The following is a 27,000-nucleotide window of genomic DNA, read 5'->3' as shown; positions in this document are numbered from 1 at the left end:
TTCTGATAATCGTTCGCACTATGAGACCGCCACCATCAAGCGGGGCCTTTCATGCGTAACCACACCCTCCTCTGCACCGTCGCCGTCACGGCCATGGCGACCGCCCTCGTCAGCGCGCCTGCGCGAGCCGAAGAGGCGCCCCAGGTCGCCCCGACACAGGTCGATCCGGTCATCGTCATCGGCACCCGCTCCGAACGGCTGGCGTCCCAGACCCCCGGCACGATCAGCGTCATCACCGACGCCCAGATCGAGGCCATGCTGGCGACCGACATCAAGGATCTGATCCGATATGAGCCGGGGATCAGCGTTCCGACATCTCCTGCCCGCTTCGGCCTGGCGCTGTCGGGTGCGGGCCGCGACGGGAATTCGGGCTTCACCATTCGCGGCATGGGCGGCGACCGCGTCCTGATCATCAACGACGGGGTTCGCCTGCCGGCGGGCTTCAGCTTCGGCGCCCAGGCGGTCGGCCGCGGCGGCTACAACGACCTGGACCTGATCAAGTCGGTGGAGATTCTGCGCGGCCCCGCCTCGGCCCTCTATGGCTCGGACGGCGTCGCCGGGGCGGTGGCTTTCCGCACCAAGGATCCGTCCGACTTCCTGGTTGACGGTCAGGACTTCTCTGCGCGCGGACGTGTGGCCTACAACTCCGCCGACGAGGGCTGGAGCGAGGGCGTCGCCTTCGCCGGCCGGTCCGGTTCGCTCTCGGGCCTGCTGGCCTACACCCGCCGCGATTATCAGGAGACCGAGAACAAGGGGTCGACCGGCGGCGTCGGCCCGACCCGCTCCCAGCCTAACCCGCAGGACTTCGCGTCCAACGCCTATCTGGGCAAGTTGGTCTGGCAGGCCGCGCCCAATCACACCCTGCGCCTGACCTACGATCACCTCGATTCCGACATGACCGGAGACGCGCTGAGCAGCCGGTCCTCGACGGTTCTGGCCGTCACCGCCCACGACGAGACCCAGCGCGACAGGGTCAGCGGCGACTGGCGGTTCAGCGACTTCGCCGGCCTGACCGACGGTTCGGTCAGCCTGTACTGGCAGGACTCCACGACCCGCCAATACACCTTCGAGGATCGCACGCCTGCTGTGGACCGCGCCCGTGACGTGACCTTCGACAACAGGGTCTATGGCCTGGCAGCCCAGGGGGCGCGGGTGTTCGGCGCGGGCGGCGCGGTCCAGCATCGCGTCACCTTCGGGGGCGACTGGTCCAAGACCACGCAAGAGGGCGTGCGCGACGGCGTCACCCCGCCGGTCGGCGAAACCTTCCCCGTCCGCGCCTTCCCCAAGACCGAGTTCCAGCTGGCCGGTCTGTTCGTTCAGGACGAGATCGAGATGCTGGGCGGCGCGCTCAGCATCATTCCCGCCGTGCGATACGACTGGTACGACCTGTCGCCCAAGGTGGACCCCCAGTTCCCCGCCCCCGCCTCGGGCCAGAGCGACGATCACATCTCGCCCAAGCTGGGGGTCGTCTATTGGACGGGCGCGCACCTGGGCGTCTTCGCCAACTATGGCCTGGGCTTCCGCGCGCCGTCGCCGATGCAGGTGAACAACTATTTCGAGAACCCGGTCTTCGGCTATCGCTCGATCCCGAACCCGAACCTGTCGCCCGAGACCAGCGAAAGCTTCGAAGCTGGTTTCCGTCTGCGCGACATCGACGTGGCCGGCGGCAAGATGCGCCTGAACACCACCGCCTTCGCCACCCACTACGACGACTTCATCGATCAGGTGGTGGTCGCCGGCAGAGGCATCCCCGGCGTCGATCCGCTGGTCTATCAATACGTCAATCTGACCGAGGTCGATATCAAGGGACTGGAGGCGCGCGCCGACATCTATTGGGACAACGGTTTCAGCCTGACCGGTTCGGCGGCCTACGCCGAAGGCGAACAGACCACCGACGGGCGACGCACCGAACTGGGCAGCGTCGATCCGGTGAAGGTCGTCGCCGGCCTGAACTACGCCGCACCGTCGGGCGTATGGGGCGGGTCGGCCGTCGTCACCTGGTCGGGCAAGAAGGATCCGGCGACCTATAATCTGTCCTGCGTCAACGCCTGCTATCTGGGCGACAGCTTCACCCTGCTGGACCTGACCGCCTATTGGAACGTGACCGAGCGGGCGACGCTGCGGGCCGGCGCTTTCAACGTCTTCGACGAGACCTATGGCTGGTGGAGCGACGTGCGCGGCCTGTCCGACACCTCGACCGTCAAAGACGCCTACACCCAACCAGGCCGCAACTTCGGCGTCTCGCTGACCCTGCGCCTGTAAGCGACCATGACCCTTCGAACCTCAAAGAAACGCCCGATGCGCGCCATCCTGATCGCCGCCGCCCTACTGACAGCGGCCGCGCCTGCGGCCGTGGCCCAACAGGCGGCCGCCCGGACGACGGCCCAGACGACGGCCCAGACGCCCGCCAACGCCTTCGAACGGGATCGCCAGTCGATCCTGGCCCAGGCGGGCCAGTACCGCGTCCATTTCGACATGCGCGAAAACGTCAGTTTCCGCGCCGACTACGACCCGCTGGAGGAGAAGCTGTCCGGCGGCAGCGAGATCGTGCGCGTCGTCTATGACAAGGGCGACCGCATCAGCCTGCAGCACATCCTGGTCATGGAGCACGACGGCCAGACCATCGTGGTCAAACACTGGCGTCAGGACTGGGCCTATCAGCCCGAGACGGTCCTGACCTACACCGGGCCGAACCAGTGGACGCTGACGCCGGTTCCGGCGGACCAGCGCGCCGGGGCCTGGTCCCAGACGGTGTGGCAGACGGACGATTCGCCCCGCTACGGCGGCGTGGGCCATTGGACCTACGACAACGGCCTGTCGGCCTGGACGTCGAACCCGACGTGGCGTCCGCTGGCGCGGCGCGATGCGGTGCGCAACCCCGTCTATGACCGCTATCTGGGCGCCAACCGCCACATCCTGAAGCCGGACGGCTGGGTGCACATCCAGGACAATATGAAGATGTCGGGCCGGGCCGGCGGCGAGCCGATCGCCATCGTCCAGGAGGATGTGATCAACACCTATGACCGCACCACAGGCTATTCGCCCCGGGCTGGGGACGAGTATTGGGCCAAGACCCAAGGCTTCTGGGCGGCGGTCCGCGACGCCTGGGATGCGGCCGTCGCCGCCCACGGCGGCATCCATCTGGAAGAGGTCGGAGACACCGGCGCCGTCACGGGCACGCCGCTGATGGACCTGGCGCAGCAGGTGGCGGACGGCAAGACCGCCGAAGCCGCCGCCATCGCCCAGGCGCGCACCCTGATTTCCGAGGCCACGACCCCGCGCTGACTATCCCCCAGCGCGGGCGACTGCTGCGGCGGCCGGGCGACCGGCCGCCGCAATTTTCTCGATCAGCTCAGGACGACCCGTCCATCGGCCATGCGGAAGGCCACGCCGGTCCGCTGGAACAAGCGTGCGATCACGGCCGACGGGTCAGCCGCGCCCCGGTCCAGCAGGCCGGAGATGTCGTTGGCCAGGGTGGGATCGCGCGACACCCGCGTCAGGGCCGTCAGCCATTCCTGGCGGCTGAGCACCCCGTCCGGCTGGCGCAGGAGCGGCTTCAGGAAGGCGAACCAGTCGCCGCCCGTCCGCTGGCGCTGCGCGCCCTCGGCCGCCAGGGCGAAGACGGCCCCGCAGGCGTAGAAGGCCCGATGTTCGCCGCGCTCGCCCGCCTGAGCCACCGGCTTTCCGGCCAGGGCGACGCAGTCGTCCACCTCCGACTGCAGTTCGGTCCGGTCGTCATAGGCGGGGTCCAGCCGCTTCAGCGCGCGCACGGCCATCATGTCGGCCCCGCCCTCCGTGATCCAGGCCTCGTCCGCGAACTGATAGCGGACCGCCTGACCCAGCCAGAAATGCGCAGCCTCATGAGCGATGAACCAGCGCGAGCGTTCGCGGATCTCGGACTGGGGCGTGGTCACGCCCCGCCCCTCGAACGACATGACGATCAGGCCCGGCAGGACGCTGCCGCTCATGCTGGTCACACGCTCGGTCGGGCCGTTCCAGGCGGCCATGACAATGGGGGCGTCTCCGCCGGCGTCGGTGTCGCCCAGGCGGCTGCGGTAGTAATGGCCGACCTCGGGGGCGAAGCTGCGGATTTCCTGGACGATCCAGCTCGGCAGATTGGGATCGATCACCGTCGACAGGCCGTCGCCCGGCGTCACGGTCGCCTCTCCCAGCAGGACATAGCTGCGTTCGTCTGTGGTGGTCAGTTCGGCGGCGCGACGGCCCTTGAACAACACCGGCCCACCGACGTCGCGCCAGGTGACGCGCGCCGGACCGCCGTCCACCCGCACGCGGTTCAGGTCGTCCGGAACCTGTTCGGCCGCCTGGACGGACCCCAGGGCGAAGACGTCGAACTGGCGCGTCGGCAGGCCGACCGTGCCGTTTGAGAAAACCAGGGTGCGGTATTCGGCCTCCAGGTCCACCGGCTTTGGCCGGACCCGGAACCGCACCTCGCGCGGCACGGGGCCGCCGTCGCGGCTGCGGACGATGTCGTAGAAGCCGCGACGTTCCATCACCACGCCAGGCGTCTCGACCGTCCACTGACGTGGTCGCCAGGGCTGGCGCGAATCCGTCTCCAGCGCCGAATCCATGAAGGCCCAAACGGCCGCGTCGCGGTCGAACCGATAGTCCACCGTCAGATGGTCGCCGTCCCGCGTCACCGTCACCTGGGGCGTGGCGTCGATCGCTGCGGGAGGCGACGTCATCATCGGGCCGGCGGCGCAGGCGCCCCCCGCCAGCAAGACGGCGGCCAGGGCGGATGAGGCGAAGGCGTTGAGGCGCAAGGACGAACTCCACAAAGGCAGGCGCAAAGCCTAGCCGTTCCAAACGCCACAGGTCAGCTTACGGTTTCGTCAGTCTGGCGCCCGATCCAGGGCGCGACGTGCGGCGGCGATCTCCTCGGCCATCACGGTCATCAGCCGCCGAGGCTCCAGGATGGCGACCTGTTCGCCCCAGGTGAACAGGTGCCAGGCCAGTTCGCGCATGCCCGAGGCGCGGAAGCGGACGATCACGCCGCCGTCGCCCTGGTCCTCGAACGTCTGGGTCGGGTGCCAGCGCCAGCCCCTGGCCTCGTCCGCGCCTTCGGGGGCGATGCGCAGGACCACGTCCTCGATCTGGTCCTGATAGATGCCGAAGGACTGGCTGGCGAAGGCGCCCAGGTCGAAGTCTGCGGGCGGCGTGACGACGCCGTCCTGAGGGGCCACATGGCTCATCCGGTCTAGGCGGAAGGTCTGGATGCGCCCCGTTTCCCGATCGGCGGCGACCAGATAGTTGGCGCGCCCGAACATCACGCCGCAGGGCGCGACCGAACGCCGACGCGGCTCCGCCCCCGGCCGGGAATAGGTGAAGCCCAACGGTTGCTGCGCCAGAACCGCCCCGCGGATGGCGGTCAACATCGACTCGTCCGCGGAAGGGCGCGGCCCGGCCTGCACCGCTATGGTCTCTGCCCGCACCAGCGCCTCCAGATCCGGCGCCATCCGGTTCAGGGTGGTGGATCGCATGGCCGCCTTCAGCTTGCGCTCCAGCCCCTCAAGCGCCGCCGCCCGCGCCGGTTCGCCCGCCGCGCGCAGGGCGGTCGCCGCCTTGGTCAGTTCCAGCATTTCGGTCGCCGTCGGCGCCTGTTCAAACGCCGACAGGCCGCCCCGGATGCGCCAGCGTTTGGACGGCGGGTCGGAGACCTCTTCCGCCTGGGGAAACAGCATCAGAACGGCGTCGCGCATCCGTTCGGCCGTGCGGCGGCTGACGCGCATCTCCTGCGCCATCTCGTCGATCGTCAGGCCTTCGGCGCTGGCCGCCATGCGCCGGGCCAGGTCGATCACCATCGCCGCCTTGTCGTGTCTCACCGCGCCTCCAGATTGATACGTCCGTTTCTGGCGTAATGCTGTCCCATAAACCGATCATCGACAAGAGGCCACCGCTTCAGGAGATCATCACATGGCCCGCTTCCACCCCCAGACCGCCGTCAACGCCGAACGCTACATCATCGTCCCTTGCGAGGCCGACGGATCGTCGGACCTGGCCGTCATCTGGGACCGGTTGGAGGAGCAGGTGGTGGATGTGATCTCCGCCGCCGCCAGCAGCCGCTACTCCGACGAGGACGCCCTGTGGGACGAAGGCCGCGCCGACCGAGCTCAGCCGGAATGGCGCATGGCCGCCTGACTCGACAAGCGCAACCGTTGGTGGAAAGGTTCGACAGTCCGCCTTTCCATCCGGGAGCTTGCCGATGACTTCTCCGCTCGACGCGCTGACACATCGATTCCTTACGGCCGCCTGGTGGGCGGTTCTGGCGCGCGGCCTCCTGGCCATCGCCTTCGGCGTTCTGATCTTTGTCTGGCCGACGATCAGCCTGCTGACGCTGATCCTCGTCTATGGGGCCTATGCGGTGGTGGACGGGATATTCGCCCTGATCGCCGCCTTCCGCAGCCACGGCCAGGGGCGCTGGTCGCTGATCCTGATCGGCCTGATCGCCCTGGCGGCGGGTGGCGTGGCCCTGGCCTGGCCTGGCGTCACGGCCTTGGTGCTGGTGTTGATCATCGGCTGGTCGGCGATCTTTCGCGGCCTGTTCGAGATCGTCGCCGCCATCCGTCTTCGCAAGACGATCCCGAACGAGTGGATGCTGATCCTGGCGGGCGCGGTCAGCATCGTGTTCGGCGTGGCCTTGCTGGTCGCGCCCGGACCCGGCGCCCTGGCCTTGCTGTGGCTGATCGGGGCCTGGGCCATTCTGTTCGGCGCCGCCCTGGTGGTTCTGTCGCTGCGTCTGCGCAAGGCGGCGCGCGGCTAGGCGGTCTTTGGCTTGGTCCAGCGGTCGATCAACCGCTGGGCCGGCTGCTCCACCCCCCGGTGCGCGATCACCGCGACGACGACGATCAGAGCGAACAGGCCCAGGGCGAACAGGTCGTTCAGCCACACCGAGCCGAAGTCCACGCGGCGGCCGCCCGGCACCCAGCCCGCCTTCTTGGCCAGGATCATCATCACGGTCAGGATGAACATGTGGACCATGTAGATGGCGAACGACCAGCGCCCCATCGTCACCAGGGCCGGATGATCCAACAGACGCGACAGCCGCCCCTCCTCGCCCGCGAAGACCCAGACCACGGCCAGGAAGATCAGGGTGACGGCGACGGTGATCGGACCTTCGGCATAGCCGACGAAGCCGCAGATCGCCGCCAGGACCAGAACCTCCAGCCCTGTCGCGGCCGCGCCCTTCAAGCGTGGAATCCGGGTCCACAGGCCTTGCAGCAGGCAGCCTAGGAAGAAGCCATAGACCGCGCGCGGCACCGCGAAGTCGAAGGTGGTGTTCATCCAGCGCCGGGCATACAGCAGCACCGTCACCCCGCCGATCACGGCCAGGACCAGGCCGATCCAGCGGAATCGTCTCGGCGCGATCAGCACCAGACCCGCGAAGATCAGATAACACGCCCATTCCGCGCTCAACGTCCAGGCCGGCCCGTTCCAGGTCAGGTACGGATGGACATGCCAGGCCTGAATCAGCAGAAGATTGGTGAAAATCGCCTCGACCGAGCGATCGCGCGCAAAGGGCGTCGCCCCATCGAAATGGAAGATCAGCCGCGCCAGCTCCAGCCCGATGAAGGCCGCCAGCATCAGCACATGCAGCGGCCAGATGCGCCCGAACCGCCGCACCATGAACCGCCCGCCGTCCCGCAAGGTCTTCAGCCGCCCGGCGTAGGCGTGGGCGATGACGAAGCCCGACAGCACGAAGAAATAGTCCACGAAAAGATAGGAATGCTGGACGAAGCCCCAGTCGCGCCAATGGCTGGCGACGGGCATGTGGAACATGACCACCAGAATGGCGCAGACCCCGCGCAGGGCGTCCAGCGCCTCGAAACGACGATGGGCGATATTCACGGGGGCGGCGGCGGTGTTCACGAACGCGTGTTAGCGCCGCCCGCAGTCGCGCGATAGGGGGTTGCTCCGGCTTCAGTCGGCGAACGGATGCTGGGCGCGCATCCAGGCCACGGAACGGGCCGCCAACTCTCGCAGGACCGTCTGATCCACGTCCTCCAGCCGGTTCACATAGAGGCAGCCGCCGCCCGCCTTGTGCTTGCCCAAACGGGCCAGAAGGTCGCCGCTCTCGGCGAACCCCGTCATGATGTAGAAGACAAGCTGCGCCTTGCGCGGCGAGAAGCCAATGATCGGCCAATCGCCGCTCGGACCGCGATAGCGGCCATAGCCGACGATCGACGGGCCCCACATCACAGGCTCCATCCCGGTCACTTCGCCCAGCATGGCCTGGACCGTCTCGGCGTCGGCGCGGCGTCGGGGGTTCTCCACCGCCGCGATGAAGTCGGCGACAGCCATGTCGGTCGGGCGGGTCTTGGGTTCAGCGGGCATCGCCTCGCTTCTTGTCCGCGCGGTTCGGCAAGCGGGTCACAGCGCCTTCACAATCCCATCGACCATCTTCTTGGCGTCGCCGAACAGCATCATGGTGTTGTCACGGAAGAAGAGCTCGTTCTCGACCCCGGCGTAGCCTGAGCCCATGCCGCGCTTGATGAACAGGACTGTGCCGGCTTTTTCGACGTCCAGGATCGGCATGCCGTAGATGGGCGACTGGGGGTCGGTCTTGGCGGCGGGGTTGGTGACGTCGTTGGCGCCGATGACGAAGGCGACGTCGGCGGTGGCGAACTCGGCGTTGATGTCCTCCAGCTCGAACACCTCGTCATAGGGGACGTTGGCCTCGGCCAGCAGGACGTTCATGTGACCCGGCATGCGGCCGGCGACGGGGTGGATGGCGTATTTCACCTCGACGCCCTCTTCCTTCAGCTTGTCGGCCATTTCGCGCAGCGCGTGCTGGCCCTGGGCCACCGCCATGCCGTAGCCGGGCACGATGATGACCTTGGACGCATTCTTCATGATGAAGGCCGCGTCCTCGGCCGAGCCCTGTTTGACGGGCCGTGTCTCCTTGGCGCCGCCGGGACCGGCCGCCGCATCGCCGCCGCCGAAACCGCCCAGGATGACCGAGACGAAGCTGCGGTTCATGCCCTTGCACATGATGTAGCTGAGGATCGCGCCCGACGAGCCGACCAGGGCGCCGGTGATGATCAGGGCGATGTTCTCCAGCGTGAAGCCCAGGGCCGCCGCCGCCCAGCCGGAATAGGAGTTCAACATCGACACCACGACCGGCATGTCGGCGCCGCCGATAGGGATGATCAGGGTCGCGCCCAGGATCAGGGCGATCAGGAAGACGCCCCAGAAGGCCCAGGTCGCCGCCCCGGCCGTGCCGATCAGGATGCCGATCAGGAAGACCAGCGCCAGGGCCAGGCCGACATTGATCAGGTGGCGCGCGGGCAGGATGATCGGCGCGCCCGACATATTGCCGTTCAGCTTGGCGAAGGCGATGACCGAGCCGGTGAAGGTGATGGCCCCGATGGCCACGCCGAGCGACAGTTCGATGATCGACAGGGTCTTGATGCCCACGCCGTCGTCGGACAGGATTCCAAAGGCTTCCGGCGCATAGATGGCGCCGATGGCGACCAGACAGGCGGCCATGCCGACCAGGCTGTGGAAGGCGGCGACCAGTTGCGGCATGTCGGTCATGGCGACGCGCCTGGCGATCAGGGCGCCGACGCCCCCGCCCACGATGACGCCGCCTGCGATCAGGGCCAGGGTCACGGGGTCCAGCGCCCCGGTCGTCCCCAGCGTCAACAGGGTCACGCCGATGGCCAGGGCCATGCCGATCATGCCGAAGGTGTTGCCCTGACGACTGGTCTCCGGGCTGGACAGCCCGCGCAGCGACAGAATGAACAGAACCCCGGAAACCAGATAGGCCAGGGCGGCCAAGGATGCGTTCATCACGCCCCTCCCCTCAAGACGTGCGAACCAGCCGCCACAGGGCGGCGGCGATGAACAATGGACCGATGAAGAACAACGCCCATTCGAAGACGCCCAGCGACCGCTCCTGCGTCACGACGCGGACCAGGATGGCCGAAAACACCAGGGCGATGCCGCAATCGTGCAGCCGCTGACGCTGCAGCGGCGCCTTGCCGCCGAACCAGCCATAGAGCCACAGACCGAACCCCAGGCCGGTGGCGACCCACGATGCGACGACGGCGATCTGGGCGACATCGGTCATTTGGCGGCCTTGGACTCCGGCCGTTCCTTCTTCTTGTACATGGCCAGCATCCGCCGCGTGACCATGAAGCCGCCGAAGATGTTGACGCTGGCCAGGGTGACGGCCGCGACGCCCGCGCCCTTGGCGATCCAGGCGCTGGGCCCCGTCGCATCGCCCGACACGGCGGCGGCGGCGATCAGGCCGCCCACGATGATGACGCTGGAAATGGCGTTGGTCACGGCCATCAGCGGCGTGTGCAGCGCGGGGGTCACGCTCCAGACGACGTAATAGCCGACGAAGATCGCCAGCACGAAGATGGCCAGGCGGAAGACGGTGGGGTCGACGTGTTCCATGGTCAGGTTCCCTGCGCACTATGAGGGGCGGCTGGATCGTTCGGCGGTTCGAAGCCCATGCGACGCGCCAACAATACCCAAGCGCCAATGGCTGGTCCGATCAGGATCATCGCTACGGCGCTCCAAGAGAGAAGAGTCAGAGCGACGCCGGCCGTCAGGCCCACGCAGATTCCGACGTGGATAGGAAACGTTCTCATGGCGTAGAGCGGGCCAGCATCGGCAGGCGGGGCAGGATTGCGCGGCGAGGAGAACCACCGTGCCAGACGCGGCCCGACGGCCGACGTCAAAGCGCCGACTACGAAGATGCAGATCATAAAGACAGAGAGTTGGCCGAGCAGTGGAAGCGCATCGCGGAGATAGTCCCAAATAGACGCATCCAAATGATTTGAAGCGAACTGCTCCCAATCACGGGACACCATGTTCCCTAGAAAAAGCAACCAGAGCACGCCGAAGAACAGTTTGCCCGCGCGGGATTTCATCCCCTCACCCCCTCATGCACCACGGCCCCGCCGTTGGTGACGACCGCCGCCTTCAGGATTTCGTCCTCAAGGTCGACCGCCAGGGCGCCGTCCTTGATCAGCAGGCCGACGAAGGCAGTCAGGTTGCGCGCGTAGAGGGCGCTGGCGTCGGCGGCGATGCGGCCGGGCAGGTTAGCCCAGCCGACGATGGTGACGCCGTTCGGGGTGACGACCACCTCGTTCAGTTTGGAACCCTCGACATTGCCGCCCGCCTCGACCGCCAGATCGACGATGACCGAGCCCGGCTTCATCGAGGCGACGTGGGCGGCGGTCAGCAGGATGGGCGCGGCCCGGCCGGGGATCAGGGCCGTGGTGATCACGACGTCCTGTTTGACGATGTGGCTGGCCGTCAGTTCGGCCTGAAGGGCGCGGTATTCGGCCGACATCTCCTTGGCGTAGCCGCCCGCCGTCTGGGCGGACTTGAACTCTTCGTTCTCGACGGCCAGGAATTTGGCGCCCAGGCTTTCGACCTGTTCCTTGGTGGCGGGGCGGACGTCGGTGGCGGTGACGACCGCGCCCAGGCGGCGCGCGGTGGCGATGGCCTGAAGCCCGGCGACGCCGACGCCCATGACGAAGACCTTTGCCGCAGCGACCGTGCCGGCCGCCGTCATCATCATCGGAAAGCCCTTGCCGTAGGCGTAGGCCGCCTCGATCACCGCACGATAGCCAGCCAGGTTCGCCTGGGACGACAGGACGTCCATCACCTGGGCGCGGGTGATGCGGGGCACGAACTCCATGGCGAAGGCGGTCGCGCCTGCGCCGCGCAGGGCCTCCACCGTCGCCTTGTCGCGCCAGGCGTCCAGCATGGCGATGACGACGGCGCCCGATTTCAGGGCGCTGGTCTCCTGGGCGGTGGGACCGCGCACCTTCAGCAGGATGTCGGCGCCGTCCAGAACCGCGTGGGTGTCGGGCATCACCGTCGCGCCGGCGGCGGCGTAATCGGCGTCGGGGATGGAAGAGCCCTGGCCGATCCCGGCCTCGACCGTCACGGTCGCGCCCAGGGCGATCAGCTTCTTCACGGTCTCGGGCGTGACGGCGCAGCGCGTCTCGCCCTCGCGGCGTTCCCGGGTTGCGGCGATAGCGACAGCCAAGCGAATCCCCTCGTTTCTGTTCTTGAACGAAGGTTAGGCCGTTCCGGCGACAGCCGTCAAAGCACGGTTACGCCAAGACGGGCGCCCAGGCCGGAATTCCCGCCCCTCCCGGGCCGGGATTGGCGCAACGCCGGCTAGTCTCGGTGAACGACGTCGTGCTTGGACCGCAGGGCGAAGAAGCCGGCTACGGCCAGGACCACCGTACCCAGCAACGCCACGACGAAGTTGCCGCCAGGGTGGAACCACAGGGTCAGCAGCAGCACCAGACAGGCCACGGCCAGAGAGCCCCACTTGGCCAGGTCCAGGAACAGACGGAAGGTCGAGATCTGTTCCTTGATGGCCATGTCGCCACGCACATAGGCGTTCGCGTCGTCGGCGTGGTGCGGATCGGCCATGGAGACTCCCCAGTCGGTTGTTAGGCGGATTTATAGCGAGGCGCGCGGCGCACTCAAGCCCGGCTAGCCCAAGGCCTCGAACTGATCGATCAGCCGCTCCAGCCGCCGGCACCCCACGCTCCAGAAGGCCGGGTCGCGCGGGTTCAGCCCAAAAGGCTTCAGCGCCTCGACATAGGTCCGCGCGCCGCCCCCGGCCAGAAGATCGCGATACAGGGGCGTGAAGCCCGCCGGATCGTTCCGCCGCGCCTCCATCAACGCCGCCACCAACAGATCTCCAAAGGCGTAGGCGTAAACGTAGAAGGGCGAATGCACGAAGTGGCTGACATAGCTCCACCAGTGCTCATAGCCGGGGTTCAGCGTCACCGCCGGCCCCAGCGAGGCCCCCATCTCTTCCAGCCACAGTTCGTTGATGCGGTGTTGCGACACCTCTCCGGACAGGCGCTCGTCGTGAAAACGGGTCTCGAAGCGATGGAAGGCGATCTGACGCACCACGGTGTTCAGCCCGTCCTCGATCCGACCCGCCAGAAGCCCGCGCTGTTCGGACTTGGGCGCCGTGGCCAGCAGCCGGTCGAAGGTCAGGCCCTCGGCGAAGATGGACGCGGTTTCCGCCAGGGTCAGGGGCGTGTCGGCCAGAAGCGTGCCCTGATCCGCCGCCAGGGTCTGGTGAACGCCGTGGCCCAGTTCGTGCGCCAGGGTCAGGACGTCGCGGCGCTCGCCCATCCAGTTCAGAAAGACATAGGGGTGACGATCCGCCGTCACCGGATGGGCGTAGGCGCCCGACTGCTTGCCCGGCCGCGCCCGACCGTCGATCCAGGGTTTGTCGAAGAAGCCGCCAGCCCGTTCGGCGAAGTCGCCGCCCAGGTCGGAGAAGCTGTCCAGCACGATCCGGCGCCCCTGGCTCCAGGTGAAGGATCGCGGCGCGGTCGTCTCGATCGGGGCGTTGCGGTCCCAGTGATCCAGCCGGGTCTTGCCCATCGCCCTGGCCTTCAGGGCGTAATAGCGGTGCGACAGGCGCGGATAGGCTGCGGCGACCGCTTCGGCCATGGCGTCCACCGCCTCGCCGTCCACCTCGTTGCCCAGGTGGCGGCTGTCCGCCGGGCGTTTGAAGCCGCGCCAGCGGTCCTCCATCGCCTTGTCGGCCGCGACCGTGTTCAGCACCAGGGCCAGGGTCGGAGCGCGGGCGGCTAAAGCCTCCGACAATCCTTCGGCGGCGGCCTTGCGGCGTGCGGGCTTGGCGTCCGACAGGCGGTTCAGCGCCTCAGCCAGGGTCAGGCTCTCGGCGTTCGCGCCCTTCTTGCCGACCCTAGCGCGCAGGGCGGCCAGCTGCTCGTCGAACAGGCGCGGCCACTGGGCCGTGATCGGGCCGCGCTCGGCGATGAAGGTCTCCAGCTCGGCCGACAGCTCGTGCGGCTTCATCGCCCGCACCCGCCGCAGCCAGGGCCGCCAACGCGCCGCGCCCGGATGGGCGGCCAGCGCGGCCTCCAACTCGGCGTCGTCGATCTGGTTGATTTCCAGCGTCAGCCAGACGGTCGGAGTTGCGATGGCGGTGATCTTCTCGCGCACGTCGGCTTCGAATCCTTGGGCGCCCGGATCGTCGCGCGCGGTCGAGGCCGCCAGGAAGGCGTAGGCGCCCAGGGCGCCCAGCACATCCGACGCCTGTTCGTACAGGGTGATCGCCTGATCCAGGACCTCGCCCAGCCCCCCCGCGTCGGCCCGCCGCGCGATAAGCTGTCCTTGCAGGCCGTTCATCTGATCGACCAGGGCGCGGGCCCGGGCGAGGTCTTCGCCGACCCGGGCGTCGTCGCGCGCGGCGTAGAGATCGGACAGGTCCCAAAGCGGAGCTTCGGCGTCGGGCGTCTTGAAGGGAGCGTTCATGACCCCGTTTTGGCGACGCAGGGCGGCCGCCGCAACCGCGAGGCGGGCGTTAACCCCCCGCACACCACGCCGAACAACGCGATTTTCACCTCGTCGGCCTAGAAATCGTCCCGAAACGGGCCATCCGCGTTATGGATGGACCAAGGAACGAAGGGCTGCTTCCCATGGCCAAGACCATTCTGGTCGTTGACGACGATCCGACCCAGCGGCGGCTGATCCAGGCCGTGCTGGAGCGCGACGGCAACGCGGTGGTCCACGCCGCCAGCGGCGGAGAGGCCATCGATCGGATGACCCGGGGCGGCGGCGCCGACCTGATCCTGCTGGACATGATCATGCCCGAGATGTCGGGGCTGGAATGCCTGGCCGAACTACGCAGCGCCGGGGTCAACGAGCCGGTCATCGTCCTGACCGCCAACGGCGGCATCGACATGGTGGTCAAGGCCATGCAGGCCGGCGCCCAGGACTTCTTCGTCAAGCCCGTCGGGCCAGAGCGGCTGCTGGTCGGGGTGCGCAACGCCATGCAGATGACCCGGCTGACGGCCGAGGTCGGGCGGCTGACCAAGCGGGTCCAGGGCCGCACCAGCTTCGACGACATCGTGGGCGACAGCAATCCGATGCGGATGGTCAAGGCGCTGGGCGCGCGGGCCGCCAAATCCTCGATCCCCGTCCTGATCACCGGCGAGAGCGGCGTCGGCAAGGAGGTCATCGCTCGCGCCCTGCACGGCGCCAGCGACCGGGCCGGAAAGCCCTTCGTCGCCGTCAACTGCGGCGCCCTGCCCGCCAATCTGGTCGAATCCATCCTGTTCGGACATGAGAAGGGCGCCTTCACCGGTGCCGTCGACAAGACCCTGGGCAAGTTCCGCGAGGCGGACGGCGGCACCCTGTTCCTGGACGAGATCGGCGAACTGCCGCTGGACATGCAGGTCAAGCTGCTGCGCGCGCTGCAGGAGGGCGAGATCGACCCGGTGGGCGGCAAGCGACCGGTCAAGATCGACGTCCGCATCGTGTCCGCCACCAATCGCGACCCGGCCCAGCAGGTGCGCGACGGAGCCTTCCGCGAAGACCTGTTCTATCGCCTGAACGTCTTCCCCATCGAAGCCCCGTCCCTGCGCGACCGCCGCGAGGACATCCCGGCCCTGGTCGATCACTTCATCGCCCGTTTCAACGCCGAGGAAGGCAAGCGGATCGCCGGCTGCGCGCCCGAGACGATGGCCATGCTCCAGAGCTTCGACTGGCCCGGCAACGTGCGCCAGCTGGAGAACGCGGTGTTCCGCGCCATCGTCCTGGCCGACGCGCCCTTCCTGCAACCGCATGACTTCCCGGCCATCTCGGGCGTCACCGCCCCGATGCCGGACGTCGTTCCCGTGGCGACGGTTTCGACGCACTCGGATCATGCCCCCCAGCCGGACCAACCGATCCGCATCCTGGACGACCGCGGTCATCTGCGAACGCTGGAAGAGATCGAGCGCGACCTGATCCAACACGCCATCGAGGTCTACTCAGGCCACATGAGCGAGATCGCCCGTCGTCTGGGCATCGGTCGCTCGACCCTGTACCGCAAGGTCCGCGAACAGGGGCTGGAAGAGCAGTTGAAGGAAGCGGGCTGACCGCGTCAGTCCTCGGACACGCCCGCCTTGGGCGTCTTGCGCCCCCACCGCCGTTTCGGCGCTTCGCCCTTGGCCTTGGCCGTGATCTCCTTCAGCTTGCGGCCCTGCATGGCCGAGAGCGCCTGGCCCGGCGCGCCCTTTTCGGGATCGGCGAAGGCGCGGCCATGGGTCTTCACGCGTTCACTGACCGAGTCGATGAACTCGCCCTCCCATTCGGACAGGGAAACGCCCGCCTTCTCGGCCGAGCGGCGGGCGCGTTTCAGGGCGTTCAGGGCCGATCGCTGAGCCGCCCTGCGCTGGGCCTCGAAGGGGCTGTCGGAAGGCGGTTTGCGCTTCAGCCCCTAATCTCCTCAGACCTCGCCCAGGGCCGAAAGGTAGAGATCCAGGATGGCCTCTTCCTCCTGGCGCTTGGCCTTGTCCTGCTTTCTGATGCGGATGACCTTGCGCAGGACCTTGACGTCGTAGCCTTCGCCCTTGGCTTCGGCGAAGACCTCCTTCATGTCGGTCATGACGGCCTGTTTGTCCTCTTCCAGCCGCTCCAGCCGCTCGATGATGGTGCGCAGGCGACCTTGCGCGGCCGAGGTCAGGACGTCGGGGTTGCCGTCGAACGAAGCGTCGTCAGCCATGGGGAGTACTCCAGAAATCAGGCGCGGACGCTAACCATGCCGGTCGGCGCGCGACAACCGCGAACACGAAAAAGGCCGCGGACAAAATCCGCAGCCTGTGGATCGTCAGCAAGACGCTGCGCGCACGCCGCCGAAGCGGCGCGCAGGCCAGTCGCTTAGCCCTGCTTGGCCTTGAAGCGGGGGTCGGTCTTGTTGATGACGAAGACGACGCCCTTGCGACGCACGACCTTACAGTCGCGGTGGCGGGTCTTCAGGGCCTTGAGCGAGCTGCGGACCTTCATGGTCGGACGTCCTGAGAGAAACCAATAAGAAAGCCGCTGACCCGGTCGGATCGCGGCGGAGGCGGTCGTATAGAGAGACGGCTTCAGAAGGTCAACCCGCCAAAGGCTGAAACCGCATCAAATCCAGGCCTCGCCTGCTCCAGGACTGAGTTTCAGCAGCGGGCTCAAGCAGCCCAAGGGGCGGTAGCACGCAGGATTAAAGAGATGGAGGCCTGACCTCCGAGTCGAACGGAGGGTTTACGGGGTTGCACGCCCGTCGCGTCGCCACTCCGCCATCAGGCCGTTCAGAGGACGGTGCGATATTAGGTCGCACCGTCTTAAGGCGTCGACCATAATCAAGGTTAATGCGCTCATTTGGGTAAGCCTTGGGTTCGAATTCGCGTCTGGAGCGTTTTTAGAGGCCGCACCGCCTCTCGCGGGGATGTCATTTCACGCCGCGCCCGCGTCCCTATAGTCTGAATCCCATGCGTTTTTCGTACCGACTGCTGTTGATCGCCTGTGTTTCGGCCTGCGCGCCCATGTTGCCGGAGCCGCCCCTGCCCGCGCCGAGCCCGTCTCCGCAGACAGGCGGGACCGTGCCCGAAACCCAGCCGGCGCCGACGCCGACCGCCCCGCCCCTGGCCGCCTATGACCAGCAAGGATTCGAGGGGTGGAAGCAGGGCTTCCTGGCCCGCAAGGGCGGCGCACGGCGCGAGGCCTATGAGAGGGAGCTGGCCAATCTGACCCCCGATCCGACGGTGATCCGACTGGACCGGAACCAGCCCGAATTCTCCAAGCCGGCCGGCGCCTATGTTCAGAACGCGGTGACGCCGGTTCGAATCGCGCAGGCCAAACAGCGCATCGACCGTGTGCCGTGGTCGGTGGTTCAGCGATTCGGCGTGCCCAGCGAGATTCTGGTCGGCGTCTGGGCCCAGGAAAGCGCCTTTGGTCAGGTGCAGGGCGACTATGACGTGATCCGCTCGCTGGCGACCCTGGCCTATGACGGGCGTCGACGCGACTGGGCCGAGGACCAGTTGAAGAACGCCCTGGACATCGTGGTGGACGGTCGGCGCGACCGGGCGGGCCTGAAGGGCAGCTGGGCCGGCGCCATGGGCCAGACCCAATTCATGCCCGACAACTATCTGCGCCTGGGCGTCGATCAGGACGGCGACGGCAAGGTCGATATCTGGGGCGACGACGCCGACGCCCTGGCCTCCGCCGCCAACCTCTTGGCCCAAGCGGGATGGAAGCGCGGCCAGACGTGGGGATACGAGGTCATCTTGCCGGCCGGCTTCGACTACGCCGAGGCGGAAGGCCCCAAGCACAACTGGGCCTATTGGGCGGCCAGGGGCGTTCGTCTGGCGCAAGGGGGGACGCCGAACGGGGCCGAGGCGCTGGAAGAGGCGACCATCCTGTTGCCGCAGGGGGCGAACGGCCCCGCCTTCCTAGCCCTGCCGAACCATTATGTGATCCGCCGTTACAACAACTCGGTCAGCTACGCCCTGGCCATCGGCCTGACGGCGGACGGGATCATGGGCAAGCCAGGTCTGACCAAGGCCTGGCCGAACGATCCGTCGATGTCGCGCGATCAGCGGATCGGGGCGCAACGCGCCCTGACGCGCCTGGGTTACGACACGCAAGGGGTGGACGGGGTGATCGGCACGAACACCCGCGCGGCCCTGCGCCGCTGGCAGATCGCCAACGGCCGCATCGCCGACGGCTATCTGACGGCGGCCCTGGCCGACGAACTGATCCGCAAGGCCGGATAGGGTTCGGACTCCCAAAAACGGAGCCCAGACAGTCCGATCAGTCTGGTCGATCCGAAACGACATGGCGGCTCCGGTGCGCGAACCGAAGCGAACCTAGTTTGCCGCCGACGTGAACCTAGGCGCGGTGAATGGGGCGAGTCGGCCGCAAAGGCTTGAAAAGACACGATCAGGGACGCGCAATTGCGTGCCCTAACCGCCGGATCGCTCGCAGCCGAGCAGCGCGTCTCCAGTGAGCGTGTGGAGTTCGGCCAGCAGGAGACGAGGCGGGGCGTTTCAGAAGCCTGTCGCCGCGGCGGGATCGCATTGTTGATGAAGGAAGGTAATGGCGTAGGCGACCCGAGCCGCCATGTCCTCCGCGCCAGTGTAAATGTAGCTGTCGCTGTCATTACCGCGAAAACGAACCGAAACGATTTCGCCCTGAGCCTTGGCGGTCATGACATCGCGTCCCCAATGAAACCCATTGGGATTACCCATTCTGCGAATGTCGGGGCTGTAATCGCCCAGCTTGTATGTCCCGGCGCCAGGCACGGTCATTACGACATCGTCGCCAGACGAGATGGCCTTTGACACGCACCGTGAGACTACGGACGCATCGACAATTCGGGGTTGTCCCGAGAAGCGCGCAACGCCGTTCGAATCTTCCCTCGCCGCCGCGACTGCCGACCTGTAGGCAGGTGACTCATATCCCGCGCCCGGCAACACCATTTCCAGGAAGCGCTGGGCGCCGTCGATGGTCTGTTCGGCGGGTTGCGCCCCGGCAGACGCTGTCGTCATTAAGGAGGCGACCGCAATCGCCAAGCCGATAACACGCACAATCCACCTCCACCGATATCCGCCACTGAGCGCGGCCCGCCCATTCCCTTAACCGACAATCCGCATAACAATGATCAGGGTCAATGTTCGCGTGGGAACAGCCATGCCTCGTACTGCATCTTTGGCGTGCGCCGCCGCCGTTTGTTCGTTAATCGCCGCAGCGATTCCGCATTCGCCCACTCAGGCCAGGATTTCGGAACTGTCGCCTTCGTTAGCCCAGTGTCATGCCAACCTCGCGCCGGATTCGGTTTACTTCAACACCTGCCCCGCGAACACACGATCCTGCCCCAACTATCAGGCCTTGGGCGTTTCGCGCTGTCTAGAGCAGACGCCCGCGGAGCGCGCGGCCGCCGAGCGCGAAATCGCGATGAACAAGGCGCGCGACGACGCACGGCGCATCCTTGAGCAAGAGCGATTGCGCCTAGTCGAACAGGAAACGGCGCGGCTGGGCGCCCATAGACGTGAAGAGGCGATCCGCCTTATCGAACAGAGGCGGCGGGCCGAAGAAGCGCGGGGACAGGCCGAGCGAGCCGAGGATCTTGCGCAACGGCTCGCCGCCATGTCGCCACAGGACCGAGCCGCCTATGAGCGTTGCCGCGAGATCGCCAGACAAGGTCGCGTGACCTGTCAGTAGATATCGCGCTCAGCCCTTGATCCGCCAGGTCGCGCCGTCGGGGCCGTCCATGACCACGACGTTCAGGGCGTTCAAACGGTCGCGGATGCGGTCAGCCTCGGCCCAGTTCTTTTCGGCGCGAGCGGTGGCGCGTTGCTCCAGCAGAGCTTCAACCTCGGTCTTCAGGGCTGGATCGCCGCCCTCGAACCAGGCGTCCGGCGTCAAGGACAGAACGCCGAGCAGACCGGCCGCTTCTTTCAGGCTCCAACGCGCCATGGCGATGTCGTTGATGTCGGCCTCGGCGTCGTTCAGCAGATCGCGCAGAGCGGCGCCGAGGCCGAACAGTTGGGCGATGGCGCCGGGCGTGTTGAGGTCATCCTCGAGCGCGTCCAGCACCGGGTCCAGCGCGTTTTCGGCCAACTCCCTCTCGGCCTCGTCCAGCGTCGTCTCGTCGAATTCGGCCAGGGCCGCGTCGGCGTCGCGCAGGACACCATAGAGCCGGTCCAGGTTCTTGCGGCTCTGATCCAGCAGCCCCTGGTTCCAGTCCAGCGGCTGGCGATAGTGGGCGCTGAGCAGGGCCCAGCGGACGACCTCGCCCGGCATGGCCTGAACCAGGTCGTGCAGCAGCAGAACGTTGCCGACCGATTTGGACATCTTCTCGGCGTCCACGGTCAGAAAGCCGTTGTGCATCCAGTAGCGGGCGTATTCGTCATGGGCGTTGTCGCCATGCGCATGGCCGTGGGCGCAGACGCCTTGCGCGATCTCGTTCTCATGGTGGGGGAAGACCAAGTCGATGCCGCCGCCGTGGATGTCGATGGGCAGGCCCAGGGTCTTCTCGATCATGGCCGAGCATTCGATGTGCCAGCCGGGACGTCCCTGCCCCCAGGGCGAAGGCCAGGACGGTTCGTCCGCCTTGGCCGGCTTCCACAGGACGAAGTCGTGCGGGTTCTTCTTGTAGGGCGCGACCTCGACGCGGGCGCCGGCGATCATGTCGTCCAGGTTCCGCCCCGACAGGGCGCCGTAGGTCGGATAGGACGAGACGTCGAACAGGACGTGCCCCTCGGCGGCATAGGCGCAGCCGGCGTCGACGATGGCCCGGATCTGATCGACGATGGCGGGGATGTAGTCGGTGACGTGGGGCGCGATGTCGGGCGGCGACACGTTCAACAGGCCCATGTCGGCCAGATAGGCGGCTTCGTAGCGGGCGGTGATCTCGCCGATGGGTACGCCTTCACGCGCGGCCTTCTGATTGATCTTGTCGTCCACGTCGGTGACGTTCCTGGCGTAGATCACACGGTCGGCGCCATAGGTCCGTCGCAACAGCCGCACCAGCACGTCGAACACCACCGGCGGACGCGCATTTCCGATATGGGCGTAGTCATAGACGGTCGGGCCGCAGACATAGAGGGTCACACGATCCTTGTTCCGGGGCGTGAACAGGCGCTTTTCACGGCGCAAGGTGTCGTGGATGTGCAGCGGCATGGATCAGTCTTCAGCGGGTTTTCTTGCGGGACGGACGGTCTGTCCCATATAGCGGCCTGATAGTCAGTCAGCGCTGACCGCCCAAGTCCAATTATCTGGTATATCAGATATCCGCGCCCCTCCCCCGTCGGATCGTTCCATGAGCCTCACGCCCGCCAAGCCCGTTCTCGTCGCCAACGAGGAAGCCTCCAAGCGTCCCAGCCGCGAACAGGCGCTGGAGGCCGTGCGCACCCTGATCGCCTGGGCCGGCGACGATCCTGCCCGTCCGGGCCTGATCGACACGCCCAAGCGAGTCGTCGACGCCTATGGCGAATGGTTCGACGGCTACGACGCCGACGCAGGCAAGGAGCTGAGCCGCACCTTCGAGGACGTGACCGGATACGACGACATGGTCGTGCTGCGCGACATCGAGGTGGAGAGCCACTGCGAGCACCACATGGCCCCCTTCCTGGGCAAGGCCTATGTCGCCTATCTGCCGGGCGAGAAGGTGGTCGGCATCTCCAAGCTGGCGCGGGTGGTCGAGATTTTCGCGCGGCGGCTGCAGAACCAGGAAACCCTGACCAACGACATCATCGAGGCCATCGAATCGCATCTGCAACCGCGCGGCGTCGCGGTTCTGGTGGACGCCGAGCATCAGTGCATGACCACGCGCGGCGTGCATCATCGGCATGTTTCGACCGTCACGACCCGCTTCACCGGCGCGTTCAAGGACGATCCTGCCCTCGCGGACCGTTTTTTGAAGCTGGCCAAGGCCTGAAGGCCGAACCGTCGTCCCTCTGTCGTGTATAATTGACGTTCGGGAACGGCAGATCGTTTAGAACCGCTTTACAAGCCCGCATCGGGACGCCAAGAACCGATCAAGCCTTCGGGCGATCCATAGGGAAATGTCGGCGCGGATAGCCGCCGGCGAGTAACGGAGACGATGCATGGCTGCCAAGCTCGGTGGTTCCGGCGGGGACAAGCACACGATCGAACAGACGGCGGATATCAACATCACGCCGTTCATCGACATTCTGCTGGTGCTCATGATCATCTTCATGGTCGCCGCGCCCATGGCGACCGTGTCCATCAAGCTGGACCTGCCGCCCGCGCAGCCGCCCGTGAATCCGACCAAGGAAAAAGAGCCGGTCTACATCACCATCCAGGAGAACGGGCAGCTGTTCATCTCGGACAAGCAGACCTCGATCGACAACCTGCCCATCGACGTCTGCACGGCCTTGGGCGGCGGCGCCTGCAAGGAAGAACGCGTGTTCGTCCGCGCCCAGCCGGAAGTGAAGTACAAGCAGTTCATGGAAGTCATGAACAAGATGCAGGAGAACGGCTTCTTCAAGGTCGGCCTGCTGAACGAAGACATCGAATAGGACCATCGTCCTTATTCAGGATTTGGGCCGCGTTCCGAAAGGGGCGCGGCCTTTTTCTTTGCACGACGGGAGGGCGGATTGGGGCTTGCCGTATCGACCCCGCGCCCGCTTGATGGTGCATCGGTTGTTCGAGGAATTCGCCCATGCGTCGTCGCACCTTCCTGTCCGCCCTGCCCGTCGGGGTGCTGGCGACAAGCGCGGCTCAGGCGCAGCAGCCGACCGCCGCCCCCGTTCCGCCTGCCCCTGCTCGCCCGACCGATCCTTATGCCGGGATCGGCATCGGCGACCGGATCAGCGGGCCGAAGTTCATGGGCCGCTCGACCGTCTGGGGCGCGAACGGAGCGGCGGCGACGGCGCATCCGGCCGCGACGCTGATCGGCATCGACACCCTGAGACGCGGGGGATCGGCCATCGACGCGGCCATCGCCATAAACGCCGCCCTGGGCTTTCTGGAGCCGGTCGCCAACGGCATCGGCGGCGACGCCTATTGCATGTTGTGGGACCCGAAACAGAGGAAGGTCGTCGGCCTGAACGGCTCGGGCGCCAGTCCGCACGGGCTGAGCCTGGAAACCGCGCGATCCAGGGCCGTGGACGGCTATCTGCCCCGCTATGGTGCGGTGACGGTCAATGTGCCGGGCGCGGTGGACGCCTGGTGGAGCGCGCACCAGCGGTATGGAAAACTGCCCTGGAAAGACGTGCTGCTGCCGGTCGCGGAACTGTGCGAACAGGGCGCGCCCGTGCCCCAGGTCATCGCCTACTATCTGGAACGCAACATGGCCGCCTTCGACCGGGGCGGGATTCCAATCGAGGAGAACGACAACCGCAAACGCATCTGGGCGGCCGGCGGGGCGACGCCAAAGGTGGGCGAAATGTTCGCCAATCCCTGGCTGGGCAAGACGCTGCGGATCATCGCCGAGGGCGGGCGCGACGCCTTCTACGACGGCCCCATCGCCGATCGGATCGAAGCTTATTTCAAGCGGATCGGCGGCTGGATGACCCGCGCCGACATGGCCGCCCACCACACCGAATGGGTCGAGCCGATCCAGACCAATTATCGCGGTGTGGACGTCTTCGGCCTGGGGCCGAACACCCAGGGGCTGTCGACCAACCAGATCCTGAACATCTGCGAACAGTTCGATCTAAAAGCCATGGGCTTCCAGTCCGCTGCCTCGCTGCACGTCCAGGCCGAGGCCAAGCGGCTGGCGTTCGAGGATCGGGCGCGCTGGTTCGCCGATGAGCGATTCTCGAAGACCCCGGTCGAATGGCTGAACTCCAAGGCCTATGCCGCCGAACGCGCCAGGCTGATCCGGCCCGACCGGGTCATGGACCGCGTCATGCCGGGCGACGCCCCGCACCATGGCGACACCACCTATTTCAGCGTCGCCGACAGCGACGGGATGATGGTCAGCTGGATTCAGTCCAACTATCGCGGCATGGGCTCGGGCTTGGCGCCGGACGACGGGTCGGAACCTCTGGGCTTCATGTTCCAGGACAGGGGCGAGCTGTTCGCCCTGACCGACGGCCATCCGAACGTCTATGCGCCGGGCAAACGGCCCTTCCAGACCATCATTCCCGGTTTCGCGGTCAAGGACGGCGAGCCGTGGATGGCGTTCGGCGTCATGGGCGGCGCCATGCAGCCGCAGGGCCAGGCCCAGATCATCATCAATATGGTCGATTACGGGCTGGAGCCGCAGGCGGCGGGCGACGCCCCGCGCTGGCAGCACTACGGCTCGTCCGAACCAACCGGCCAGCCGCAGGAAGGGACCGGCGTGCTGCATCTGGAAAGCGGCGTGCCCGAGGCGACCAAGGCCCAGCTGCGGGCCATGGGCTGGACCCTGGGCGAACCGGACGGCGGCTTCGGCGGCTACCAGAACGTGATGAAACAGATGAACCCCGGCGGCCGCTGGACCTATGGGGCGGCGACGGAGATGCGAAAGGACGGCGTCGCCCTGGCCTATTGAAGACTGGACGCCGGGTCAGCCCGCGCTAAGGTCAGGCGGGGTCTTCCCCGTTGAGATTGTCTTGGCGCGACGCCCGGCCACGGGCGCGGTCAGCCGCAAAGGGGCGGTCTCTCCTGTGTTTGGTCACAACGCAAAGGACGCCCGGCGCCGGCCGAAAGGCAAGTCGTGGAGGGGCCATGAGGGCTTCGCGCCCCCGCCCCTTCGCCACGGCGCCGGGCGTCTGCGCAGGAGACGACAATGAGCGAGATGCCGGACTACTTCGTAATCCTGACGGCCATCGTGATCCTGGTTGGCGGGATCGCCCTGCTGAACGCCTTCCGGCGCGTGCGGGTCAACCGTTGGGAGCGGACGGCCGTCTATGTCGAGGGCGTGTTCGATCGGCTGCTGGAACCAGGGGTTCATCGCCTGTGGAAGGGTCACGGACGCCTGATGCTGGTTCCAATCAGCCTGGACCAGCAGGTGCGCTCGATCAGGGCCGATGTCCTGTCGTCGGAACGGATGCCCCTGCGCCTGACGGCCTCGGTCCTGTTCCGCATCGAGAACGCTGAGCTTTCGCTGCGCGAGCCGGTAGAGCCGCGCCTCGATCTGGCGGTCCAGTCCGCCCTGATCCGTCTGGCGGCCGAAACGCCGCTGGAGACCCTGCTGGCCCAGGCGCCGGAGACGGCGGACGCTCTGGGCGCGCGGGTGGGCGAAACGGTCGGCGCCGCGCGGATCGAAGGGGTCGAGATCGCCGCCGTCACCCTGCCGCCCGAGATTCGCCGGCTGATGAGCGATGTCGAGCGGGCGCGGCTGGACGGTCTGGCGGCGCTGGAACGCGCCCGCAGCGAACAGGCGGCCCTGCGCGCCCTGGCAAACGCCGCGCGCCTGTTGAAGGACAATCCCGAACTGGCGCAGCTGCGGCTGCTGCAGACGGCCGAAAACGCCAAGGCCGCGACCATCGTCATCGGCGACGCCCCCCGCCCATGACCCGCGAGGAGGTCCGCGCCCTGCTGCTGTCGTTTCCAGGCGTGGAGGACGGCGTGTCCTATGGCGAGCCGTCGTTCAAGGTCAGGGGAAAGTTCTTCACCTGGATGCGGCCCGCCCTGGACGACAGCATCGTGATTCATCTGGATAATCGCGACGAACGCGACCTGTTGATCGAGATGGACCCCGCCACCTTTCATTTCACGGACCATTATCGCGACCACGCCATCGTGCTGGCGCGCATCGCCACGGTCGATCCCGTGTGGCTAAAGGCGGCTCTGGCGAAACGCTGGCGCAGGGTCGCGCCGAAAAGACTGGTGCAACAGCACCCACGCCTTACTGGAACGGGGTCGAGCGCCTAATTACAGGGCTCCCGCGACCGACCAAGGAGCGCCTCATGGCCTATGGCGACCAGCCCACCATCACCGTCGACGACGTCGAAATTCCCCTGCTTGGCTTCGGCACCTGGCAGTTGGAGCCAAAAGACGCGCGGCGCATGGTCGCCGAGGCGCTGCGGATCGGATACCGCCACATCGACACGGCCTGGATCTACAAGAACGAAAAGGCGGTGGGCGAAGGCCTCCGGGATTCGGGCCTGGCGCGCGACGACTTCTTCCTGACCACCAAGATCTGGGTCGAGCATTTCGACCATGACTGCCTGCTGCGTCAGGCGCAGGAATCGGCGGACAGCCTGGGCACGGTTCCCGACCTGCTGCTGCTGCACTGGCCCAAGACGACGCCCTCGTTCGAGGAGACTCTGGGCGCCCTGAACGAAGCCAGGGATCAGGGGCTGACCCGGTCGATCGGCGTCTCCAACTTCCCGTCCAGGGAATTCCGTCAGGCGCAGGCCCTGTCCAAGGCGCGGCTGATCACCGATCAGGTCGAGCACCACCCCTATCTGGGCGTCGATCAACTGGTCGCCACGGCGGCCGAACTGGGGTCGTCGATCACCGCTTGGTCGCCGTTGGCCCAAGGCAAGATCGCCGACGACGCCACGATCAGCCAGATCGGCCAGGCCCACGGCAAGACCAATGGCCAGGTGACGCTGCGCTGGTTGATCCAGAACCGGATCATCGCCATTCCGCGCACCTCCAGGGAAAGCCGCGCGCGCGAGAATTTCGACATCTTCGACTTCGAACTGTCGGCCGAGGAGATGCAGCGGATGAACGCCCTGGATCGCGGCGAACGTATCGGCGACTGGATCGATCCGGTGTTCCAGTGGGATAAGACGGGCGCCTGATCGACCA

At 66.8% G+C, this 27,000-nt stretch carries 29 protein-coding genes and 1 tRNA gene; 13 read left to right on the top strand and 17 right to left on the bottom strand.

Annotated elements, in window-relative coordinates:
• Positions 1-51 precede the first annotated feature (51 nt).
• On the top strand, positions 52-2,262 hold the full coding sequence (locus ACWPV3_RS08240; protein ID WP_453977558.1) for a TonB-dependent hemoglobin/transferrin/lactoferrin family receptor: 2,211 nt from the start codon (positions 52-54) through the stop codon (positions 2,260-2,262).
• Between the two features lie 36 nt (positions 2,263-2,298).
• Complete coding sequence (locus tag ACWPV3_RS08235; RefSeq protein ID WP_453977557.1) at positions 2,299-3,285, top strand: DUF6607 family protein; 987 nt, start codon at positions 2,299-2,301, stop codon at positions 3,283-3,285.
• A 62-nt stretch (positions 3,286-3,347) separates the two neighbouring features.
• Here ACWPV3_RS08235 and ACWPV3_RS08230 read toward each other — a convergent pair whose 3' ends face one another.
• Together ACWPV3_RS08230 and ACWPV3_RS08225 are read right to left on the bottom strand one after the other, a co-directional pair.
• Positions 3,348-4,781: a hypothetical protein gene (locus ACWPV3_RS08230; protein ID WP_453977556.1), complete on the bottom strand. Its 1,434-nt coding sequence runs from the start codon at positions 4,779-4,781 to the stop codon at positions 3,348-3,350.
• Between the two features lie 69 nt (positions 4,782-4,850).
• The gene (locus ACWPV3_RS08225) at positions 4,851-5,840 is read right to left on the bottom strand and encodes a helix-turn-helix transcriptional regulator (protein WP_453977555.1); all 990 of its coding nucleotides are present in this window, start codon (positions 5,838-5,840) and stop codon (positions 4,851-4,853) included.
• 91 nt (positions 5,841-5,931) lie between these two features.
• On the opposite strand from ACWPV3_RS08225, the gene ACWPV3_RS08220 reads away from it, so the two are divergent.
• Both ACWPV3_RS08220 and ACWPV3_RS08215 read left to right on the top strand, forming a co-directional pair.
• The gene (locus ACWPV3_RS08220; RefSeq protein WP_313453593.1) at positions 5,932-6,156 is read left to right on the top strand and encodes a hypothetical protein; all 225 of its coding nucleotides are present in this window, start codon (positions 5,932-5,934) and stop codon (positions 6,154-6,156) included.
• Between the two features lie 64 nt (positions 6,157-6,220).
• Positions 6,221-6,778, top strand: coding sequence for an HdeD family acid-resistance protein (locus ACWPV3_RS08215; protein WP_453977554.1), 558 nt, complete (start codon positions 6,221-6,223; stop codon positions 6,776-6,778).
• Here ACWPV3_RS08215 and ACWPV3_RS08210 read toward each other — a convergent pair.
• The 9 genes from ACWPV3_RS08210 to ACWPV3_RS08170 form a co-directional block, all read right to left on the bottom strand.
• A complete protein-coding gene (locus ACWPV3_RS08210) occupies positions 6,775-7,884 on the bottom strand; it encodes an acyltransferase family protein (RefSeq protein WP_453977553.1) in 1,110 nt (369 codons plus the stop codon). The two genes, ACWPV3_RS08215 and ACWPV3_RS08210, sit on opposite strands and share 4 nt — an antisense overlap.
• Positions 7,885-7,935: 51 nt before the next feature.
• On the bottom strand, positions 7,936-8,349 hold the full coding sequence (locus ACWPV3_RS08205) for a DUF1801 domain-containing protein (protein ID WP_292087251.1): 414 nt from the start codon (positions 8,347-8,349) through the stop codon (positions 7,936-7,938).
• Between the two features lie 36 nt (positions 8,350-8,385).
• On the bottom strand, positions 8,386-9,807 hold the full coding sequence (locus tag ACWPV3_RS08200; RefSeq protein ID WP_453977552.1) for an NAD(P)(+) transhydrogenase (Re/Si-specific) subunit beta: 1,422 nt from the start codon (positions 9,805-9,807) through the stop codon (positions 8,386-8,388).
• Positions 9,808-9,820: 13 nt separating this feature from the next.
• Positions 9,821-10,087 (bottom strand): hypothetical protein, encoded by a 267-nt coding sequence (locus ACWPV3_RS08195; protein WP_292087253.1) that lies wholly within the window; start codon positions 10,085-10,087, stop codon positions 9,821-9,823.
• On the bottom strand, positions 10,084-10,419 hold the full coding sequence (locus ACWPV3_RS08190; protein WP_292087254.1) for an NAD(P) transhydrogenase subunit alpha: 336 nt from the start codon (positions 10,417-10,419) through the stop codon (positions 10,084-10,086). The genes ACWPV3_RS08195 and ACWPV3_RS08190 overlap by 4 nt, the downstream gene beginning before the upstream one ends.
• A gap of 2 nt (positions 10,420-10,421) precedes the next feature.
• A complete protein-coding gene (locus tag ACWPV3_RS08185; protein ID WP_453977551.1) occupies positions 10,422-10,898 on the bottom strand; it encodes a hypothetical protein in 477 nt (158 codons plus the stop codon).
• The gene (locus ACWPV3_RS08180; RefSeq protein ID WP_453977550.1) at positions 10,895-12,028 is read right to left on the bottom strand and encodes a Re/Si-specific NAD(P)(+) transhydrogenase subunit alpha; all 1,134 of its coding nucleotides are present in this window, start codon (positions 12,026-12,028) and stop codon (positions 10,895-10,897) included. Before ACWPV3_RS08180 ends, ACWPV3_RS08185 begins: the two co-directional genes overlap by 4 nt.
• Positions 12,029-12,162: 134 nt before the next feature.
• Entirely contained in the window at positions 12,163-12,423 is a 261-nt protein-coding gene (locus tag ACWPV3_RS08175) for an aa3-type cytochrome c oxidase subunit IV (RefSeq protein WP_312735039.1), read from the bottom strand.
• A gap of 63 nt (positions 12,424-12,486) precedes the next feature.
• The gene (locus ACWPV3_RS08170) at positions 12,487-14,298 is read right to left on the bottom strand and encodes a M3 family oligoendopeptidase (protein WP_453977549.1); all 1,812 of its coding nucleotides are present in this window, start codon (positions 14,296-14,298) and stop codon (positions 12,487-12,489) included.
• A 164-nt stretch (positions 14,299-14,462) separates the two neighbouring features.
• Here ACWPV3_RS08170 and ACWPV3_RS08165 point away from each other — a divergent pair, with 164 nt between their 5' ends.
• Positions 14,463-15,905, top strand: coding sequence for a sigma-54-dependent transcriptional regulator (locus ACWPV3_RS08165; RefSeq protein WP_453977548.1), 1,443 nt, complete (start codon positions 14,463-14,465; stop codon positions 15,903-15,905).
• A gap of 5 nt (positions 15,906-15,910) precedes the next feature.
• Here the strand turns inward: ACWPV3_RS08165 and ACWPV3_RS08160 are convergent, their stop codons facing one another.
• The 4 genes from ACWPV3_RS08160 to ACWPV3_RS08145 form a co-directional block, all read right to left on the bottom strand.
• Positions 15,911-16,243 (bottom strand): hypothetical protein, encoded by a 333-nt coding sequence (locus ACWPV3_RS08160; RefSeq protein WP_312735245.1) that lies wholly within the window; start codon positions 16,241-16,243, stop codon positions 15,911-15,913.
• 12 nt (positions 16,244-16,255) lie between these two features.
• Positions 16,256-16,531 (bottom strand): DUF2312 domain-containing protein, encoded by a 276-nt coding sequence (locus ACWPV3_RS08155; protein ID WP_292087261.1) that lies wholly within the window; start codon positions 16,529-16,531, stop codon positions 16,256-16,258.
• A 155-nt stretch (positions 16,532-16,686) separates the two neighbouring features.
• A complete protein-coding gene (ykgO, locus tag ACWPV3_RS08150) occupies positions 16,687-16,812 on the bottom strand; it encodes a type B 50S ribosomal protein L36 (RefSeq protein WP_292087262.1) in 126 nt (41 codons plus the stop codon).
• Between the two features lie 205 nt (positions 16,813-17,017).
• Positions 17,018-17,094: transfer RNA gene (locus ACWPV3_RS08145), tRNA-Ala, on the bottom strand.
• A 182-nt stretch (positions 17,095-17,276) separates the two neighbouring features.
• Between ACWPV3_RS08145 and ACWPV3_RS08140 the strand changes: the two genes are divergently transcribed.
• Positions 17,277-18,560, top strand: a complete 1,284-nt coding sequence (locus ACWPV3_RS08140) for a lytic murein transglycosylase (protein WP_453977547.1) — start codon at positions 17,277-17,279, stop codon at positions 18,558-18,560.
• Positions 18,561-18,833: 273 nt separating this feature from the next.
• On the opposite strand, the gene ACWPV3_RS08135 is transcribed toward ACWPV3_RS08140, so the two are convergent.
• Entirely contained in the window at positions 18,834-19,373 is a 540-nt protein-coding gene (locus ACWPV3_RS08135) for a hypothetical protein (RefSeq protein ID WP_292087265.1), read from the bottom strand.
• 103 nt (positions 19,374-19,476) lie between these two features.
• Between ACWPV3_RS08135 and ACWPV3_RS08130 the strand changes: the two genes are divergently transcribed.
• A complete protein-coding gene (locus tag ACWPV3_RS08130; RefSeq protein WP_453977546.1) occupies positions 19,477-20,007 on the top strand; it encodes a hypothetical protein in 531 nt (176 codons plus the stop codon).
• 9 nt (positions 20,008-20,016) lie between these two features.
• Here ACWPV3_RS08130 and cysS read toward each other — a convergent pair whose 3' ends face one another.
• Positions 20,017-21,468, bottom strand: coding sequence for a cysteine--tRNA ligase (cysS, locus tag ACWPV3_RS08125; protein WP_453977545.1), 1,452 nt, complete (start codon positions 21,466-21,468; stop codon positions 20,017-20,019).
• Between the two features lie 139 nt (positions 21,469-21,607).
• On the opposite strand from cysS, the gene folE reads away from it, so the two are divergent.
• The 6 genes from folE to ACWPV3_RS08095 all read left to right on the top strand — a co-directional run bounded on the left by folE (position 21,608) and on the right by ACWPV3_RS08095 (position 26,993).
• Positions 21,608-22,225 (top strand): GTP cyclohydrolase I FolE, encoded by a 618-nt coding sequence (folE, locus tag ACWPV3_RS08120; protein ID WP_453977544.1) that lies wholly within the window; start codon positions 21,608-21,610, stop codon positions 22,223-22,225.
• Between the two features lie 169 nt (positions 22,226-22,394).
• Positions 22,395-22,829: a biopolymer transporter ExbD gene (locus tag ACWPV3_RS08115; protein ID WP_292087270.1), complete on the top strand. Its 435-nt coding sequence runs from the start codon at positions 22,395-22,397 to the stop codon at positions 22,827-22,829.
• 143 nt (positions 22,830-22,972) lie between these two features.
• Positions 22,973-24,790: a gamma-glutamyltransferase family protein gene (locus ACWPV3_RS08110; protein WP_453977543.1), complete on the top strand. Its 1,818-nt coding sequence runs from the start codon at positions 22,973-22,975 to the stop codon at positions 24,788-24,790.
• Between the two features lie 237 nt (positions 24,791-25,027).
• Positions 25,028-25,756 (top strand): SPFH domain-containing protein, encoded by a 729-nt coding sequence (locus ACWPV3_RS08105; protein WP_453977542.1) that lies wholly within the window; start codon positions 25,028-25,030, stop codon positions 25,754-25,756.
• Positions 25,753-26,115: an MmcQ/YjbR family DNA-binding protein gene (locus tag ACWPV3_RS08100; RefSeq protein WP_453977541.1), complete on the top strand. Its 363-nt coding sequence runs from the start codon at positions 25,753-25,755 to the stop codon at positions 26,113-26,115. The genes ACWPV3_RS08105 and ACWPV3_RS08100 overlap by 4 nt, the downstream gene beginning before the upstream one ends.
• 35 nt (positions 26,116-26,150) lie before the next feature.
• A complete protein-coding gene (locus ACWPV3_RS08095; protein ID WP_453977540.1) occupies positions 26,151-26,993 on the top strand; it encodes an aldo/keto reductase in 843 nt (280 codons plus the stop codon).
• Positions 26,994-27,000: the final 7 nt, after the last annotated feature.

The sequence above is a fragment of the Brevundimonas sp. Marseille-Q4549 genome (genome assembly GCF_976940555.1).
Note: the sequence above shows the minus strand (reverse complement) of the source record. Positions and strands in the feature narration are given on the sequence as shown.

What these genes read in the sequence shown, in the direction of transcription:
- ACWPV3_RS08240 (WP_453977558.1), top strand. Translation starts at nt 52, where the DNA reads ATGCGTAACCACACCCTCCTCTGCACCGTCGCCGTCACGGCCATGGCG.
- ACWPV3_RS08235 (WP_453977557.1), top strand. Translation starts at nt 2,299, where the DNA reads ATGCGCGCCATCCTGATCGCCGCCGCCCTACTGACAGCGGCCGCGCCT.
- ACWPV3_RS08220 (WP_313453593.1), top strand. Translation starts at nt 5,932, where the DNA reads ATGGCCCGCTTCCACCCCCAGACCGCCGTCAACGCCGAACGCTACATC.
- ACWPV3_RS08215 (WP_453977554.1), top strand. Translation starts at nt 6,221, where the DNA reads ATGACTTCTCCGCTCGACGCGCTGACACATCGATTCCTTACGGCCGCC.
- ACWPV3_RS08205 (WP_292087251.1), bottom strand. Translation starts at nt 8,349, where the DNA reads ATGCCCGCTGAACCCAAGACCCGCCCGACCGACATGGCTGTCGCCGAC.
- ACWPV3_RS08200 (WP_453977552.1), bottom strand. Translation starts at nt 9,807, where the DNA reads ATGAACGCATCCTTGGCCGCCCTGGCCTATCTGGTTTCCGGGGTTCTG.
- ACWPV3_RS08195 (WP_292087253.1), bottom strand. Translation starts at nt 10,087, where the DNA reads ATGACCGATGTCGCCCAGATCGCCGTCGTCGCATCGTGGGTCGCCACC.
- ACWPV3_RS08190 (WP_292087254.1), bottom strand. Translation starts at nt 10,419, where the DNA reads ATGGAACACGTCGACCCCACCGTCTTCCGCCTGGCCATCTTCGTGCTG.
- ACWPV3_RS08185 (WP_453977551.1), bottom strand. Translation starts at nt 10,898, where the DNA reads ATGAAATCCCGCGCGGGCAAACTGTTCTTCGGCGTGCTCTGGTTGCTT.
- ACWPV3_RS08175 (WP_312735039.1), bottom strand. Translation starts at nt 12,423, where the DNA reads ATGGCCGATCCGCACCACGCCGACGACGCGAACGCCTATGTGCGTGGC.
- ACWPV3_RS08170 (WP_453977549.1), bottom strand. Translation starts at nt 14,298, where the DNA reads ATGAACGCTCCCTTCAAGACGCCCGACGCCGAAGCTCCGCTTTGGGAC.
- ACWPV3_RS08165 (WP_453977548.1), top strand. Translation starts at nt 14,463, where the DNA reads ATGGCCAAGACCATTCTGGTCGTTGACGACGATCCGACCCAGCGGCGG.
- ACWPV3_RS08155 (WP_292087261.1), bottom strand. Translation starts at nt 16,531, where the DNA reads ATGGCTGACGACGCTTCGTTCGACGGCAACCCCGACGTCCTGACCTCG.
- ykgO (WP_292087262.1), bottom strand. Translation starts at nt 16,812, where the DNA reads ATGAAGGTCCGCAGCTCGCTCAAGGCCCTGAAGACCCGCCACCGCGAC.
- ACWPV3_RS08140 (WP_453977547.1), top strand. Translation starts at nt 17,277, where the DNA reads ATGCGTTTTTCGTACCGACTGCTGTTGATCGCCTGTGTTTCGGCCTGC.
- ACWPV3_RS08130 (WP_453977546.1), top strand. Translation starts at nt 19,477, where the DNA reads ATGCCTCGTACTGCATCTTTGGCGTGCGCCGCCGCCGTTTGTTCGTTA.
- cysS (WP_453977545.1), bottom strand. Translation starts at nt 21,468, where the DNA reads ATGCCGCTGCACATCCACGACACCTTGCGCCGTGAAAAGCGCCTGTTC.
- folE (WP_453977544.1), top strand. Translation starts at nt 21,608, where the DNA reads ATGAGCCTCACGCCCGCCAAGCCCGTTCTCGTCGCCAACGAGGAAGCC.
- ACWPV3_RS08115 (WP_292087270.1), top strand. Translation starts at nt 22,395, where the DNA reads ATGGCTGCCAAGCTCGGTGGTTCCGGCGGGGACAAGCACACGATCGAA.
- ACWPV3_RS08110 (WP_453977543.1), top strand. Translation starts at nt 22,973, where the DNA reads ATGCGTCGTCGCACCTTCCTGTCCGCCCTGCCCGTCGGGGTGCTGGCG.
- ACWPV3_RS08105 (WP_453977542.1), top strand. Translation starts at nt 25,028, where the DNA reads ATGAGCGAGATGCCGGACTACTTCGTAATCCTGACGGCCATCGTGATC.
- ACWPV3_RS08100 (WP_453977541.1), top strand. Translation starts at nt 25,753, where the DNA reads ATGACCCGCGAGGAGGTCCGCGCCCTGCTGCTGTCGTTTCCAGGCGTG.
- ACWPV3_RS08095 (WP_453977540.1), top strand. Translation starts at nt 26,151, where the DNA reads ATGGCCTATGGCGACCAGCCCACCATCACCGTCGACGACGTCGAAATT.